This is a genomic window from Nocardia sp. NPDC006982 (assembly GCF_042869435.1).
In the GTDB taxonomy this organism is placed as follows: domain Bacteria; phylum Actinomycetota; class Actinomycetes; order Mycobacteriales; family Mycobacteriaceae; genus Nocardia.
The window spans coordinates 217,900-233,248 of the sequence record NZ_JBIAFV010000004.1; the positions used below are offsets into that span (position 1 = coordinate 217,900).

Annotated in this window: 13 protein-coding genes and 1 riboswitch; of the genes, 2 read left to right on the forward strand and 11 right to left on the reverse strand. The window is 66.0% G+C overall.

Features of this window, described 5'->3' with window-relative positions:
- Positions 1 to 42: 42 nt before the first annotated feature.
- From ACFYOW_RS18015 to ACFYOW_RS18050, 8 genes are all read right to left on the reverse strand, one after another.
- Positions 43 to 1,581 carry a PstS family phosphate ABC transporter substrate-binding protein gene (locus ACFYOW_RS18015; RefSeq protein WP_387289196.1) on the reverse strand — a complete coding sequence of 513 codons (1,539 nt, stop codon included), beginning with the start codon at positions 1,579 to 1,581 and terminating at the stop codon, positions 43 to 45.
- 150 nt (positions 1,582 to 1,731) lie between these two features.
- Positions 1,732 to 2,805 (reverse strand): PHP domain-containing protein, encoded by a 1,074-nt coding sequence (locus ACFYOW_RS18020; RefSeq protein WP_387289198.1) that lies wholly within the window; start codon positions 2,803 to 2,805, stop codon positions 1,732 to 1,734.
- Between the two features lie 5 nt (positions 2,806 to 2,810).
- The gene (locus tag ACFYOW_RS18025) at positions 2,811 to 3,392 is read right to left on the reverse strand and encodes a dihydrofolate reductase family protein (protein ID WP_387289200.1); all 582 of its coding nucleotides are present in this window, start codon (positions 3,390 to 3,392) and stop codon (positions 2,811 to 2,813) included.
- Between the two features lie 62 nt (positions 3,393 to 3,454).
- On the reverse strand, positions 3,455 to 4,315 hold the full coding sequence (gene mutM, locus ACFYOW_RS18030; RefSeq protein ID WP_387289202.1) for a bifunctional DNA-formamidopyrimidine glycosylase/DNA-(apurinic or apyrimidinic site) lyase: 861 nt from the start codon (positions 4,313 to 4,315) through the stop codon (positions 3,455 to 3,457).
- 194 nt (positions 4,316 to 4,509) lie between these two features.
- Positions 4,510 to 5,232 (reverse strand): ribonuclease III, encoded by a 723-nt coding sequence (gene rnc, locus ACFYOW_RS18035; RefSeq protein WP_387289204.1) that lies wholly within the window; start codon positions 5,230 to 5,232, stop codon positions 4,510 to 4,512.
- 22 nt (positions 5,233 to 5,254) lie between these two features.
- Positions 5,255 to 5,437, reverse strand: coding sequence for a 50S ribosomal protein L32 (rpmF, locus tag ACFYOW_RS18040; RefSeq protein WP_014987105.1), 183 nt, complete (start codon positions 5,435 to 5,437; stop codon positions 5,255 to 5,257).
- A 54-nt stretch (positions 5,438 to 5,491) separates the two neighbouring features.
- Positions 5,492 to 6,121 carry a YceD family protein gene (locus tag ACFYOW_RS18045; RefSeq protein ID WP_387289206.1) on the reverse strand — a complete coding sequence of 210 codons (630 nt, stop codon included), beginning with the start codon at positions 6,119 to 6,121 and terminating at the stop codon, positions 5,492 to 5,494.
- A 77-nt stretch (positions 6,122 to 6,198) separates the two neighbouring features.
- The gene (locus tag ACFYOW_RS18050) at positions 6,199 to 6,945 is read right to left on the reverse strand and encodes a DivIVA domain-containing protein (RefSeq protein WP_387289208.1); all 747 of its coding nucleotides are present in this window, start codon (positions 6,943 to 6,945) and stop codon (positions 6,199 to 6,201) included.
- Positions 6,946 to 7,248: 303 nt separating this feature from the next.
- Here ACFYOW_RS18050 and ACFYOW_RS18055 point away from each other — a divergent pair, with 303 nt between their 5' ends.
- Positions 7,249 to 7,764 carry a GtrA family protein gene (locus ACFYOW_RS18055; RefSeq protein ID WP_387289209.1) on the forward strand — a complete coding sequence of 172 codons (516 nt, stop codon included), beginning with the start codon at positions 7,249 to 7,251 and terminating at the stop codon, positions 7,762 to 7,764.
- 62 nt (positions 7,765 to 7,826) lie between these two features.
- Here ACFYOW_RS18055 and coaD read toward each other — a convergent pair whose 3' ends face one another.
- Genes coaD through ACFYOW_RS18070 form a run of 3 tightly spaced genes read right to left on the reverse strand, consistent with a single transcriptional unit; the run spans position 7,827 to position 12,328 of the window.
- On the reverse strand, positions 7,827 to 8,312 hold the full coding sequence (gene coaD, locus ACFYOW_RS18060; RefSeq protein ID WP_063042881.1) for a pantetheine-phosphate adenylyltransferase: 486 nt from the start codon (positions 8,310 to 8,312) through the stop codon (positions 7,827 to 7,829).
- A 54-nt stretch (positions 8,313 to 8,366) separates the two neighbouring features.
- Complete coding sequence (gene rsmD / locus ACFYOW_RS18065; protein WP_387289212.1) at positions 8,367 to 8,927, reverse strand: 16S rRNA (guanine(966)-N(2))-methyltransferase RsmD; 561 nt, start codon at positions 8,925 to 8,927, stop codon at positions 8,367 to 8,369.
- Entirely contained in the window at positions 8,924 to 12,328 is a 3,405-nt protein-coding gene (locus ACFYOW_RS18070) for a pyruvate carboxylase (RefSeq protein WP_387289214.1), read from the reverse strand. Before ACFYOW_RS18070 ends, rsmD begins: the two co-directional genes overlap by 4 nt.
- A 305-nt stretch (positions 12,329 to 12,633) precedes the next feature.
- Positions 12,634 to 12,874, forward strand: a riboswitch (cobalamin riboswitch).
- A 140-nt stretch (positions 12,875 to 13,014) separates the two neighbouring features.
- Here ACFYOW_RS18070 and metE point away from each other — a divergent pair.
- The gene (gene metE, locus ACFYOW_RS18075) at positions 13,015 to 15,270 is read left to right on the forward strand and encodes a 5-methyltetrahydropteroyltriglutamate--homocysteine S-methyltransferase (protein ID WP_387289215.1); all 2,256 of its coding nucleotides are present in this window, start codon (positions 13,015 to 13,017) and stop codon (positions 15,268 to 15,270) included.
- Positions 15,271 to 15,349: the final 79 nt, after the last annotated feature.

Here is a 15,349-nt window from a genome sequence, read left to right on the forward strand (position 1 = left end):
CTTACCCGAGTAGGACGAGACAGCCGCCGAATCTGTGACAGGTCACGAAGACGGCAGGCAGCGGGCCCGATCGGGCAGCTCACCGCACGGCTCGTTGCCATGCTCACGCAGCACATCCTTGCCGGTCAGATCGGTCAAGAAATGCAGGAAGCTCGCGCCGAGCGAATCGCCGGGGAGTTCGCCGTAACTGTAGGCGTATTCGACGCCCCAGAACGGATAGCTGCGGTTGACGGCGGCATCGCGACCCGGTGTTACGCCATTGATGGTGAGGGTCGTGGCTCCCGCCTTCACCGCCTCGGAGAACTCGCTGTAGCCGATCGCGCCCGGAATATCGCCGACAGCCTTCTGCATATCCTTGGTGACCTGCACATCGCAATATCTGGCCGTCGCGGGCGCGCCATCCTTGATCGCGACACAGCTGACATGCGGCCGATCGAGCTGCGGACCACCGAGCACCCTGCGCTCCAACGTATTTCGAGTGCCCGATCCCGGTATCCGATTGACCACTACGACCGGCAGGTCGACACCGCCGACATCGCGCCAGTTGGTGATGCGGCCCTGATACAGATCCTGGATCTGCGGGACAGAAAGGTTGGTGACGCCGACATCCTTGTGCACGATCATGGTGAACAGCGACAGCGCCAGTGGACGGGCCAGCAGCGGTTGGTAGCCATCACCTTTCGGGCCGTCGCTGATCGTGAGCAGATCGGGATCGTCCTTGCCCTCCTCGGCGAGCCGGTCGAGGCCGCGTTCGGTGCCCTCGAAGCCGAAGGTGAATTTCGCTCCGGTGCAGCGCTTCCCGTATTGCACGGCCGCATCGCGAATGACCGGTTCGAAGGCCGACGAGCCGACAACCGTGAGTTTGCCCGCGGCACAATCCAATGGCGTCGGATCGGGCGACAGCACGGAAACCAAAAGCTGGACGACGATCACCACGACCAGAAAGGCCGTGAGCGCCACCATCACTCGCGAAATGCCGGTGCGGCTCTGGGTTTCGATGATCCGCCCACCCTTGATGCCCCCGCTCAGTACCGGATCCGCATACTCCCCCGTACCCTCTGAACGTTGCAGAATGGCCAGGATCTTGTAGTGATCACCGCGATTGAGTGGAACCCTCGGCAGATCGATGGCACCGATATGTCCTTCGGTATCCTCGCGAACCGCGATACCCGAATCACGCCCCAGCGAATCGGCCAGACCCTGGTCACTCAGCTCGGTCACCGCCATGCCGATGACCCTGCGCTGCGAAAAGTTCAGATGCAGGCCGACCTGACCCGCCTCGGGTGCCCGGTAGTCGTGCGTATCGATCGGTGTCGCACCGCTGTTTTCGATACGGACCAGCACCACCGATAGATCCTTCAGCGGTGGACTCACACCATCTTGCTCGGGGCGCAGCTGCGGCAGTACACCGGGAAAGACCGATTCGATCTCACCGGTGACCGGCGTATCCATCTGCACCCGATAGCCGATTTCCTTGCGTCCGACGAAGACGAACTCCCAGAGGAACGCGATGATCGGCACCGCGATACCGATGAGTCCGAGCACGATTTCGATCGGAAAGCCACCCACCGGTGCCGCCACCCCCAAGAGATCTTTGTGTCAACCATTCTCGAACGTCATCGGGCATACTCCCAGATCCCGCACGAGTGTTAGGCAACAGTTAACCCGACGGTCAGCAGCTGCCGCCGAAATCATCTCCGACCGGGCGGCCCGCTCGCGCCGGGGCGACGATCAAACCACGTCCCCAGCTGCCGATTTCGTCCAGGCGAGCAGCTTGTCGGCTGGCCAAGTGTTGATAACCCGTTCCGCCACAACATCGTTCGCGACAGCACGCTCGCAGCCGTAACCGAGCCAATCCAACTGACCAGGGGCATGCGCATCGGTGTCGATCGAGAAATAGCACCCCATCTCGACCGCCATCCGCAGCAGTCGCGACGGCGGATCGAGCCGTTCGGGACGGCTGTTGATCTCTACGGCTGTCCCGTAACTCCGGCACGCCTCGAAGACGAGCTCGGCATCGAACGTCGACTCCGGCCGCAGACCCCGCTGCCCCGCGATCAGTCTGCCGGTGCAGTGGCCGAGCACATCCACATTCGGATTCGCCACCGCGTACACCATGCGCTTGGTCATGGTCTCGCTGTCGGCACGCAGATGCGAATGTACGCTGGCCACAACGATATCGAGTTCGGCTAGCAGATCGCTCTGCTGATCCAGGGTCCCGTCATCGAGGATGTCCACCTCGATCCCGGTGAGAATCCGGAACGGCGCGACTCGTTCGTTCAGCTCCGCGACCACATCCAACTGCCGCCGCAGCCGGTCCGCCGAAAGCCCGTTGGCGACGGTCAACCGCGGCGAATGATCGGTCAGCGCACAGTATTCGTGGCCGAGTGCGGCCGCGATGCCCATCATCTCCGCGATCGGACTGCCGCCGTCGGACCAGTCGGAGTGAGTGTGCAGATCGCCGCGCAACTGGGCCCGCATGGGTTTGCCCGGCGCCCCGATGGGCTGCGCGGCCTTGCGGAGTTCGCTCAAATAGTCCGGCACCGCACCGGAATACGCCTGTTCGATGACGGCGGCGGTCTTCGGCCCGATTCCCGCGAGCTCTTGCCAGCTGTGCGCGGCGCGATGGGTCGCCTGCTCGTCCTCGGACAGCTGGTCGACGATCTCGGCGGCCCGGCGGTACGCCTTCACCCGATGTGTTTGCGCTCGTGCGCGTTCGAGCCAGAAGCCGATCTCGCGCAGCGCCTCCACCGGACCCGGAGCGTTCCCCGGTTCCGGAGCGACGATCGAATCGTCTTCCGCCACAGCGGTTATCGAATCCGGCTGTACTTCACGAAGGCGACGCCGTCCTCGAACACCCGGCTGGTGATCACCCGGAAGCGGGCCGCCTCGGGCAGGCGCGGACCGGAACCGAACAGCGAGCGGCCGCGGCCGAGTACAACCGGGTACAGCTTCAGGAAGATCTGATCGATCTCCGGCAGCAACTCCTGCGCCAATTCCCCGCCGCCGCACAGCCAGATCCCGAGCCCGTTGTCGCGCTTCAACTCTCGCACGGTGGCCAGCGGATCGGCCGAGATCAGCTCCACTGAAGGATCCGGACTCTCCGGCAGCGTCGTCGATACGACGAATTGACGCAGATGCGAATACGGGCTGGAGGTTCCGGTCCGCACGCCGAAGTCGTGGGTCTTGCGACCCATCAGCACGGTGTCGAAGTAACGATTCCGCTTATCGATGCCGAGGGCCTCCCGCACCTTCGTCGGCAGGGTCTCGGGGTACTGCGCGGTGATCGCCGGGCCGTGATCGCCACCGACCGGGAAGAAGTCGACCGACCCCTCCTCGGTGGCGATGAACCCGTCGATGGTCGAAGCGACGTAGTAGGTGAGCTTGCGCATAAGTCCTTCCTCCACGGCCAGTCGGCTCCCGAGCCGCCTAAAAGAACGGTAGCTCGCCAACCCTAACGGCGACGGCCCTTCGGTTGGCAGCGCGGGCAGGAATAGGAAGAACGATTCATGAACTTCTCCCGCACGATGGGCGCACCGCAGCGACGGCACGGTTCGTCCTCGCGGCCGTAGACCGCGAGCGAGCGTTCGAAGTAGCCGGATTGGCCGTTGACGTTGACATACAACGCGTCGAACGAAGTGCCACCGGCCGCGAGGGCCTCCCCCATCACCGTGCCGACCTCGGCGAGCAGGGTGCGCACGGCGGGTCTGGTCAGCCCGGACGCCAGCCGGTTGCCGTGGATCTTCGCCCGCCACAGAGATTCGTCGGCATAGATATTGCCGACGCCGGAGATCACGGTCTGATCCAGCAGCACCCGCTTGATCTCGGTCTGTTTGGCGCGCACCGCAGCCACCACGACCTCAGGGTCGTAGCGCGGGTCCAGCGGATCCCGGGCGATATGGGCGACAGGTTGGGGCACCGGAGTCCCGTCGACCTCGACCAACGGGGCGAGCGACCAGCCGCCGAAGGTGCGCTGATCGACGAAGCGCAATTGCGCACCGTCGTCGAGGGTCGCGAGGATGTGCGCGTGCTTCTCCACCGGAGCATCGGCGGGCTGCACCAACATCTGCCCGCTCATACCGAGATGGACGACAAGCGAGATGTCCGGATCGTCGAAGGTGAGCCACAGGTATTTGCCGCGCCGCTCGGCCGCGGCAACTCGCAGCCCCTTCATCCGAGCCGTCAGATCATCTGCACCTTCGAGATGGCGGCGCACCGACCTGGGATGGCTCACCGTGACGGATTCGACCACCCGCCCGACAACATGTGCGGCGAGTCCGCGCCGGACGACCTCGACCTCGGGAAGCTCAGGCATCAACACTCCTATCGACCACGCGCGAGTCTTACGAGCGCCGTTCGCGGCCCGTCTCGCGGCCGAGGGGCCGAAGCGCATGCGACGCAGTCGCGAGTCTCGGCCGCGCCGCTAGCGACTGCGTGGCAGGTCGCTCGAAAGGGCCTGCCGCGAGACACCAGGGGGCCGCGAACACGCGGTGCCGCAAGCGCCGGAAATCAGATACTGTCGGTCAGCGCCTGATAGGCAGCGCCCGCGGCCTTCTGCTCGGCTTCCTTCTTGGAGCGGCCGACGCCCTGACCGTACGGACGACCGCCGATCACGGTGGTCGCGGTGAATTCCTTGTCGTGGTCGGGACCTGTCGAGGTGATCTCGTAGCTGGGCACGCCGAGGCCACGTTCGGCGGTGAGCTCTTGCAGGCTGGTCTTCCAGTCCAGTCCGGCGCCCATCCGCGGGCCGCGCTCGAGCAGGTCGGCGAACAGTCGCAGCACCACCTCGCGCGCGACATCGATACCGTGCTCGAGATGGACCGCGCCGAGCAGCGACTCCATGCCGTCGGCGAGAATGCTCGGCTTGTCCCGGCCGCCGGTGAGCTCTTCGCCCTTACCGAGCAGCAGGTGCACACCGAGCCCACCCTCGCCGAGCCCGCGCGCGACCTCGGCGAGCGCGTGCATATTCACCACGCTCGCCCGCAGCTTGGCCAGTTCGCCCTCGGACTTGTCCGGGTGCTCGTGGTAGAGCCGCTCGGTGATGCTCAGGCCGAGGACCGAGTCGCCGAGGAATTCCAGACGCTCGTTGGTCGGCAGTCCGCCGTTCTCGTACGCGTACGACCGGTGCGTCAGCGCCAGCCGCAGCAGATCGGCCCGCACGTCGACGCCGAGCGCCGCGAGCAGGCTCGCATGTTCACCGGACGCGCCGGATTCGTCCTTACTGGCGGTCACGTCGATACGACAGGTCGAACGATCAGACAGCAGCGGTGACCTGGCGGCCCTTGTAGGTGCCGCAGGAGGGGCATGCGATATGCGGCAGGGTCTTCTCGCCGCAGGCGCGGTTCGGGCACGTGATCAGGGTCGGCGCGGTGGCCTTCCACTGGCTGCGCCGCGACCTGGTGTTGGAACGGGACATCCGGCGCTTGGGAACGGCCACGACTACTTCTCCTCTTGTCCTATTGCTTGCCGGTACGGCAGCACTGTCTCGGTCTTAATGGTCTGTGTTGGTTGCACCCGAATCGGGGCTGCCATTGCCGGGCGACTCGGCGGCGAACTTCGCCAACCCAGCCCAGCGAGGGTCAAGTATCTCATGCCCATGGCCGGAACCCGCAATCGCCATCCGGACACCGCATTCCGGGCACAGGCCCGCGCAGTCCGGAGTGCACAGCGGCTGCAGCGGCAGCTCCAAGCCGATCTGGTCGGTGATCACCGGTTCCAGGTCGATCGTGTCGTCCACGATGCGGTAGATCTCGTCGTCCTCGGTGGTCTGCTCAGTGGCGCTGTCCGGGTAGGCGAACAGTTCCGTGAGCCGAATCTCCACCGTGCCGGTGAACGGCTCGAGGCAGCGCGAGCACTCTCCCGCTGTCGGTGCGGCGACCTTCCCGGTGACGAGCACACCCTCGGACACCGCCTGCAACTGCAGATCCAGGTCCACCTCGGCGCCCACCGGAATGGCGATCAGATCCAGCCCGATCCGCTCATCGGTGGTGACCACGCGATGCAGCTCTTTCATCGTGCCCGGACGACGGCCGAGGCTGATGACATCCAGCACGAAACCCGCGTCCGGCGTGCGGCGTGAGGCCGTACGAGGACGCGAAGCGGGACCGGAACCGGCGGACATCACGAACTCACTTCACATTCGAGGGGAAATGGGCAACCATTCCACAATACGCGAGGGCACGGCGAGCGCCCAAATTGTCAGCGGCGATAGTCGGCCGCGTAATCCGGAGCGCCCGCACCCGAGCGCAGTTGGTGACGTCCGCCGCGCACGGTCCGCAGAGTGGAGTTGAGGGTCTCCTCGAAGTCGGCGAGCCTGCTGTCCACGTAGTGGTCGCATTCGTCGCGCATCCGATCGGCCTCTTCGTTCGCACTGTCGATCAACCGGGCCGATTCGGCATGTGCGGCACGCACCACTTCGGTCTGCGTGACCAAGCGGTCGCGTTCGGCTTCGCCCTCGGCGACCGAGCGGTCATAGGAGGCCTTGCCCGCCTCGATCATCCGCTCGGATTCGATGCGGGCCCGACCGGTGACGGCCTCGAATTCGGCATTGCCGTCGGCGACGATGCGGTCGGCCTCGGCCTGAGCGGTATTCACCAGGTGGTCGGCGTGCGCGCTGGCCTCGGCGACCATGCGGTCGGCGTGCGCCTTGGCGTCGGCGAGAATCCGGTCGGCCTCCTCGCGGGCCGATCCGATGGTCTGGTGCGCCTGGTCGTTGGCGGTGGTCACGGTCGTCTCGGCGGTGGTGCGGGCGTCGGAGACGATCTTGTCGCGATGATCGAGCACATCCTGGGCGTCGTCGAGTTCGCCGGGCAGTGCATCGCGCACGTCGTCGAGTAGTTCGAGCACATCACCGCGCGGCACGATGCAGCTGCGGGTCGGCGGGATGCCGCGTGCTTCTTCGACAATGGCGACCAGCTCGTCGAGAGCTTCGAATACGCGATACATGCTCCTACCCCACTCTCGTGCAGACCTACGGCGAAACTTTCCGCCGTGGCCCAGTGTGCCCCTCGTCACGGCTCGTGCCGAGTCCCCTACCGGTGTGTCGTGTAGGTGTCTCGTACGCCACAAAAACAAGTGGAGGATATGTCTCCACTTGGTGTTACATTTATCGGGAAGGTCGCAACAAGATCTTCTTAAGTGGATCGCAGGCCCTGACCGGGACTGTGGGGTTAGAGGAGGCCGACCGGGCGGATTGCGATGACCATCGCGGTTGTCCGTACCGAAGGCTCGTGTGGGATCGGAAAGACAATGACCGTACTGGAACTACCGCGGACGGCGGTTCTGCCGACAAGCAGCCTGTACACGCCGTGGGCGGGGCCCTACCCCGTGCTGCAGCCGGGGACGGCTGCCCGGTTCGGCCAGTTGGTGCAGTATCTGCGCGGCGACCGCGCGCTGGCTCAGCTGATCCGCTTCGCCCTTGTCGGCGGTTCCAGCAACATCGCCTACGTACTGCTGTTCTTCGCGATGCACGGCGTCGGTCCCCTGGTCGCCAATATCGCGGGCTCGGTCGTGAGCACCGTGATCGCCAATGAAATGCACCGTCAGCTCACCTTCCACGCCGCAGGCCGAGTCGGCTGGTTCACCGCGCAGTGGGAGGGCGGCGGGCTCGCGCTGGTCGGACTCGGGATCACCACCGCCGCACTGGCCGCGCTCGAACTGTGGGCACCCAGCATGGGCGGTATGTTCCAGGCCGCAGCCGTCCTGGTCATCACCGCCGCGGTCGGTGGTATGCGCTTCCTCGCCCTGCGTGGCTTGGTCTTCTGATCAACAGCCCATACAAATCCGCCCCGGTTCTTCGGAACCGGGGCGGATTTCGTTGGGGGCGTTCAGCCTTTGCGTTCTGCGAGGCGATCGAGCAGGCGCTTGTGGACGGCGGGCGGGAGCATGTCGGTGACATCGCCGCCGTAGGTCGCGACCTCCTTGACCAGTGAGCTGGACAGGAAGCTGAAGGTCGGATTGGTGGCGATGAAGAAGGTGTCGACGCCGCTGAGCTTCTTGTTCATCTGCGCCATCTGCAGTTCGTAGCCGAAGTCGGTGGCATCGCGCAGACCCTTGACGATCGCGCTGATCCCCTCCTGCTTGGCGAAATCCACCGTCAGCCCCTGCCAGGACTCCACCCGCACATTGGGCAGGTGTGCGGTGGCCTCGCGCAGCATCTCCATGCGCTCCTCGACGCTGAACATGCCCTGCTTCTTGGGATTGACCATGACGGTCACCACGACCTCGTCGAACTGAGCCGCGGCCCGCGCGAAGACGTCGATATGTCCATTGGTCACCGGATCGAACGAGCCCGGGCACAACGCTCCTGCCATGAACAGACGGTATCAGGAGGCCGGATCCGAACATCGAATGCCGCGACGGCGGAGTTACTCCGGGGCGAATTCGGCTAGTTCGATGCGGGTTTCACCGTATTTGCGCGCCTTGGCGGGGATATAGCCTGCGGGCCAGACGATCTCGGGTGAGCGGATGGAACGCTCCACCACGACGAGGGCCTCCGGTGCCAGCCAGTCGTGTTCGGCGAGGGCGCGCAGGTCGGCGGTGACCGTCGCGGTGTCGAGGTCGTAGGGCGGGTCGGAGAAGACCACGTCGTACTTGCCCGCACCGCCGCCCGCCAGGACAGTGGCGACGGAGCCGATGCGGAGTTCGCCGCCCGGCAGGCCGAGGTCGGCGATATTGCCGCGCACGATGGCCGCGGCCTTGCGGTCGGATTCGATGAGCATGGCGTGGGCGGCGCCGCGGGAAAGTGCTTCCAAGCCCAGTGCGCCGGATCCGGCGTAGAGGTCGAGTACGCGGACGCCGTCGAAATCCATGCGGGCATCGAGGGCGCTGAACAGCGCCTCGCGCACCCGATCGGAGGTGGGCCGGGTACCCGCGGGCGGGACGCGTAGCCGCCGCCCGCCCGCGGTACCCGCGACGATCCGGGTCATTCGGCCGCGGACTCGCGCACCGTGAGTTCGACCAGCAGGTCACCGCCTTCGACCTGCTGCACCTTGCCGATCGCGACCCGGCCGACGATGCCTGCGCGGGGCGCGGTGATCGCGGCCTCCATCTTCATCGCCTCGATGGTGCCGACGGTATCGCCGGCCGCGATCGAATCGCCTTCGGACACAGCCAGTGTCACCACACCGGCGAACGGGGCGGCGATATGGCCCGCGTTGTTCTTGTCGGCCTTCTCGGCGGCCGGGATATCGCTGGCGATGGAGCGGTCGCGTACGGCGACCGGGCGCAGTTGGCCGTTCATGATGCACATGACCGTGCGCATACCGCGCTCATCGGGTTCGGAGATGGCCTCCAGTCCGATGAGCAGGGTGACGCCCTTCTCCAGTTGCACCCGGTGTTCATCGCCGCGGCGCAGTCCGTAGAAGAACTGGTTGGCCGACAGGCCCATGGTGTCGCCGTACTTTTCCCGGTGCGCGAGGAATTCGGCGGTGGGACCGGGGAAGAGCAGGCGGTTGAGCGTGGCGCGGCGCAGTTCGGAGGAACCGGCGAGTCCGGCCTCGTCAGCGGGGGTCAGCGGGGTCTCCGGCTTGGCTGGTCCGCGTCCGGCCAGTGCGCGGCTGCGGAACGGTTCGGGCCAGCCGCCCGCCGGATTGCCGAGTTCGCCACGCAGGAAACCGATTACCGAATCCGGGATGTCGTAGCGGCCCGGATCGGCGGCGAAGCTTTCGATATCGACGCCGGTGCCGACCAGTGCGAGCGCGAGATCGCCGACCACCTTCGAGGACGGGGTGACCTTGACCAGTCGGCCCAGAAGTCGGTCCGCCGCAGCGTATTTCGCCTCGACCTCTTCGAAACGGTCACCGAGGCCGAGTGCGATGGCCTGCTGACGCAGATTCGACAGCTGACCGCCCGGGATTTCGTGGGTGTAGACCCGGCCGGTCGGCGCGGGCAGCCCGGATTCGAAGGGCGCGTACACCTTTCGCAGCGCCTCCCAGTACGGCTCCAGATCGCAGACGTTCTGCAGGTTCAGACCGGTGTCGAATTCGCTGTGCGCGGCGGCCGCGACGATCGCGGAAAGCGACGGCTGACTGGTGGTTCCGGCCATGGCGGCACTCGCGCCGTCGACCGCGTCGGCACCGGCCTGCCAGGCGGCGAGGTAGGTGGCCAGCTGACCGCCGGGGGTGTCGTGAGTGTGCACGTGCACCGGCAGGTCGAAGTTGCTGCGCAGCGCGGAGACCAAGGTCGCCGCGGCCGGAGCGCGCAGCAGGCCCGCCATATCCTTGATCGCCAGCACGTGCGCGCCCGCGTCGACGATCTGCTCGGCGAGCTTGAGGTAGTAGTCGAGGGTGTAGAGGTTTTCGTCCGGGTTGGACAGGTCGCCGGTGTAGCTCATCGCGACTTCCGCGATGGCCGTGCCGGTTTCGCGCACCGCGTCAATGGCCGGACGCATCTGGTCGACATTGTTGAGTGCGTCGAAGATGCGGAAGATGTCGATACCGGTGTCGGTCGCCTCCTGCACGAACGCGCGCGTCACCTGCTCCGGGTACGGCGTGTAGCCGACGGTATTGCGCCCGCGCAGCAGCATCTGCAGACAGATATTCGGCACCGCCTCGCGCAGTGCGGCCAGCCGCTCCCACGGGTCCTCGAACAGGAAGCGCAGCGCCACATCGTAAGTCGCACCGCCCCATGCCTCGATGGACAGCAGTTCCGGGGTCAGGCGCGCGACATGTCCGGCGACACCGAGCAGACCGTTGGTGCGCACCCGGGTGGCCAGCAGCGATTGGTGTGCGTCGCGGAAGGTGGTGTCGGTGACGCCGACGGCCTTCTGCTCACGCAGCGCCTGCGCGAAACCCTCGGGACCGAGGCGCAGCAGCCGCTGACGGGAACCGTCCGGCGGCGGCACACTCAGATCGATGGCGGGCAGCTTGTCGTGCGGGTACACCGTGGTCGGGCGCTCGCCGTGCGGCTTGTTGACGGTGATATCGGCCAGGTAGTTCAGAATCTTGGTGCCGCGGTCGGCCGAACCGCGCAGAGTCAGCAGCTGCGGGCGCTCATCGATGAACGAGGTGGTGACCCGGCCTGCCTTGAAGTCCGGATCGTCGAGCACCGCGAGCAGGAACGGGATATTGGTGGTGACGCCACGGATGCGGAATTCCGCGAGTGCACGGCTGGCCCTGGCCACTGCGGCGTGCAGATCGCGGCCGCGGCAGGTGAGCTTGACCAGCATCGAGTCGAAGTAGGCGCCGATCTCCGCGCCCAGGTTCGCGCCGCCGTCGAGGCGGATGCCCGCGCCGCCGGGGGTGCGGTAGGCGGTGATGCGGCCGGTGTCGGGGCGGAATCCGTTGGCCGGATCCTCGGTGGTGATCCGGCACTGCAGGGCCGCACCACGAATGGCGACCTTGTCCTGGCTCAGACCGAGCTGTTCGAGGCTTTCCCCCGCCGCGATGCGCAGCTGGGACTGCACCAGATCGACATCGGTGATCTCCTCGGTCACTGTGTGCTCGACCTGGATGCGCGGATTCATCTCGATGAAGACGTGGTTGCCGCGCTCGTCGAGCAGGAATTCGACGGTGCCCGCGCAGCTGTAGCCGATCTGGCGGGCGAAGGCCACGGCATCGTTACAGATGCGCATCCGCAATGCGGGATCCAGGTTCGGGGCGGGCGCGAGCTCGATCACCTTCTGGTGGCGGCGCTGCACCGAACAGTCGCGCTCGAACAGGTGCATGACATTGCCGTGCTGGTCGGCCAGGATCTGCACCTCGATGTGGCGCGGGTTCACAACGGCCTGTTCCAGGAACACGGTCGGATCACCGAAGGCCGACTCCGCCTCGCGGGATGCGGCCTCGATCGATTCGCGCAGCTGTGCGGGATCGGCGACCCGGCGCATGCCGCGGCCACCGCCCCCCGCGACGGCCTTCACGAAGATCGGGTAGTCCAGTTGCTCGGATGCGGCGAGCAGTTCGTTCACATCGGCCGACGGCGCGCTGGACTTCAGCACCGGCAGCCCCGCCGCCCGCGCCGCCTCGATCGCGCGGGCCTTGTTACCAGCCAGTTCGAGCACCTCGGCCGACGGACCGATGAAGGTGATGCCCTCGCGCGCACAGGCCGCCGCGAGGTCCGGGTTCTCGGACAGGAAGCCGTAACCGGGGTAAATGGCGTCGGCGCCCGCGGACTTGGCCGCCTCGATGATCGCCTCTATCGACAGATACGCCCGGACCGGGTGCCCCTCTTCGCCGATCTGGTAGGACTCCGCGGCCTTCAACCGATGGACCGAGTTGCGGTCCTCGTACGGGAAGACGGCGACCGTCCCGATGCCGAGTTCGTAGGCCGCGCGGAAGGCGCGGATGGCGATCTCGCCACGGTTGGCAACCAAGACTTTCGAGAACATTGAACTAAGGTACCCGCCCCGGAATCGTAGTCCGACAGGGAAGTCCCGTTAACGAAATCTTCACAACGAGTCCTAGCAGAGTTGCAAAGTTTTGTTCATCCCACCGACACATCTCACCGTCCGCCGCGGTCACAAGTGCGGGCAGGCGCCACCGTCGACTCGAACGTATCTGGCGACAACTTCGCAAACGCGCGATACACCGAGTGCGGTGCAATCCGATTGCGCGGCCACCTATGCTGGTTAGCGCAGCTGGTTCGCCGTGCGTAGACGAGATGGAGCCCCGACGTCGCGTCACGGAGTCGAGTTCGCGGATCGGTGTAACCGGTGCGCGGACGAGAGGGAACCCGGTGAGAATCCGGGACTGTCCCGCAGCGGTATGCAGGAACGACCGCCGTCATCAGCACTGGGTAGCCGTAGCGACTGCTTGCAGGTCGCTCGAAATGGTCAGCCCCGGGAAGCGACGGCCAGTAGGTGAGCCCCGTACGGGGTCGGCCAGAAGGCCCGTGCCCGCAAGTCCGAAGACCTGCCAGCCGTGTCGGATACGCCGTATCCGGCGGCCACCGCCTCGTGGATTGGGCGCGCGGACCTCTGTGCGATTGTCGGGCTCCGTCGGTGCGCCGGCACGTTCACTCGGTCTCCGCTAGCTCGTAGGGCGATGGTCTTCGATCTCAGCACTGGAGAAATTCGTGACTGTTACGCATAACCCGTTCACCGCGACGGTTCTCGGTCTCCCGCGGGTGGGGCCGCACCGTGAGCTCAAGCGCGCCACCGAGTCCTACTGGGCCGGACGCATCGACGCCGAGCAACTGCACACGATCGCCCGCGACCTGCGGCGCGATCAGCTGACCGAATTACAAAGCGCCGGAATTGATTCCATCCCTATCGGCACCTTCTCCTATTACGACCAGGTGCTCGATACCGCAGTGCTGCTCGGCGCGCTGCCGCCCAGAGTCGCCGGAATCGCCGATCCGCTGGATCGCTATTTCGCGGCGGCACGCGGCACCGACACGGTCGAACCCCTGGAGATGACCAAATGGTTCGATACCAATTACCACTATCTGGTGCCGGAAATCGGTCCGGAGACGGCGTTCTCGCTGGATCCATCGAAGGTGTTGGACGAGTTGCGGGAGGCGCTCGCGCTCGGGGTGCCCGCGCGGCCGGTGGTGGTCGGACCCATCACCTTCCTGAAGCTGGCGAAGGCGACCGACGGTGCGGCGCTGGATCGCCTCGACGAGTTGGTGCCGCTCTATCGGGAGCTGTTGCGGCTGCTGGCCGCGGCGGGCGCGGAATGGGTACAACTCGATGAGCCGATCTTGGTCACCGACCTGACCGAGGACGAGGTCGAACTCGTGCGGCGGACCTACGCCGAACTGTCGGCCCCGACGGATCGCCCCGCGCTGCTGGTTGCCACGTACTTCGGCAGGCCAGGTGCGGCGTTGAGCGGCTTGGCCGAGACCGAAATCGAAGGTATCGCACTGGATTTCACGGTTGACGCCGATCTGTCCGGTGTGCCGGCGCTGGCGAACAAGCTGCTGGTGGCGGGTGTGGTCGACGGCCGGAATGTCTGGCGGGCCGATCTGGAAAAGGCTTTGGCGACGCTCGGCACGCTGCTGGGGTGCGCGAAATCCGTTGCGGTGTCGAGTTCCTGCTCGTTACTGCACGTGCCATACACCTTGGCGAGCGAAACCGGCCTCGACGAGCGGCTGCGTTCGTGGTTGGCGTTCGGTGCGGAGAAGGTCGCCGAGGTGCGGTTGCTCGCGACCGGCCTGAGCGCGGGACCCGAGGCCATCGCCGACGAATTGGCCACGGTCCGTGCCGCCCTCGCCAACAGGCGCACCGATCCTCGGCTGAACAATTCGCAGGTGCGGGCGCGGCTGGACACGCTCGGTGCGGATGCAACTCGGCGGGCACCCGCGGAACAGCGACGAACATTGCAAGCCGAGCGGCTGCGGTTGCCAGCGCTGCCGACCACGACGATCGGCTCGTATCCGCAGACCTCGGCGATCCGGCTGGCACGCGCGGCATTGCGCAAGGGTGAAATCGACCAGGCCGAGTACGTGCGGCGGATGCGGTCCGAGATCGCGGATGTCATTGCGTTGCAAGAGCAGCTGGGCCTGGATGTACTTGTGCACGGCGAGCCGGAGCGCAATGACATGGTGCAGTACTTCGCCGAGCAGCTCGACGGATTCGCCGCCACCGACGCGGGCTGGGTGCAGTCCTACGGCACGCGTTGCGTGCGTCCGCCGATTCTGTTCGGCGATGTGGCGCGGCCCGCGCCGATGACCGTGGATTGGATCGGCTACGCGCAATCGTTGACCGATAAGCCGGTCAAGGGCATGCTGACAGGCCCGGTGACGATTCTGGCCTGGTCGTTCGTCCGCGATGACCAACCGTTGGCGGATTCGGCACGTCAAGTGGCGCTGGCGATCCGGGACGAGACGGTCGATCTGCAGGCCGCGGGCATTCGGATCATCCAGGTCGACGAGCCCGCCCTGCGGGAACTGCTGCCGCTGCGCGCGGCCGATCAGGGCGAGTATCTGCAGTGGTCGGTCGGCGCTTTCCGGTTGGCGACTTCCGGAGTTTCGGATGCCACGCAGATCCACACCCATCTCTGCTATTCGGAATTCGGTGAGGTCATCGATGCGATCGCCGGATTGGATGCCGATGTGACCTCGATCGAGGCGGCGCGCTCGCATATGGAGGTGCTCGACGATCTGAATGCCGCAGGCTTCGATCTCGGCGTCGGACCGGGCGTGTACGACATCCACTCACCGCGGGTGCCGAGTGTGCAGGAGATCACCGCGTCCCTGCGCGCCGCGCTGAAGGCCGTTCCCGCCGAACGGCTTTGGGTCAATCCGGACTGCGGGTTGAAGACACGTGGACCAGTCGAGGTCGAGGCGTCACTGCGCAATTTGGTCGCTGCTGCGGCAGCGGTGCGCTAAGCGGCTGGTGCGCTCGTCCTCTCGAGGCGGGGGCGAGCGCATCCGCCCGGGTTCGCGCCGTCTGGCGGACCATTCCCAA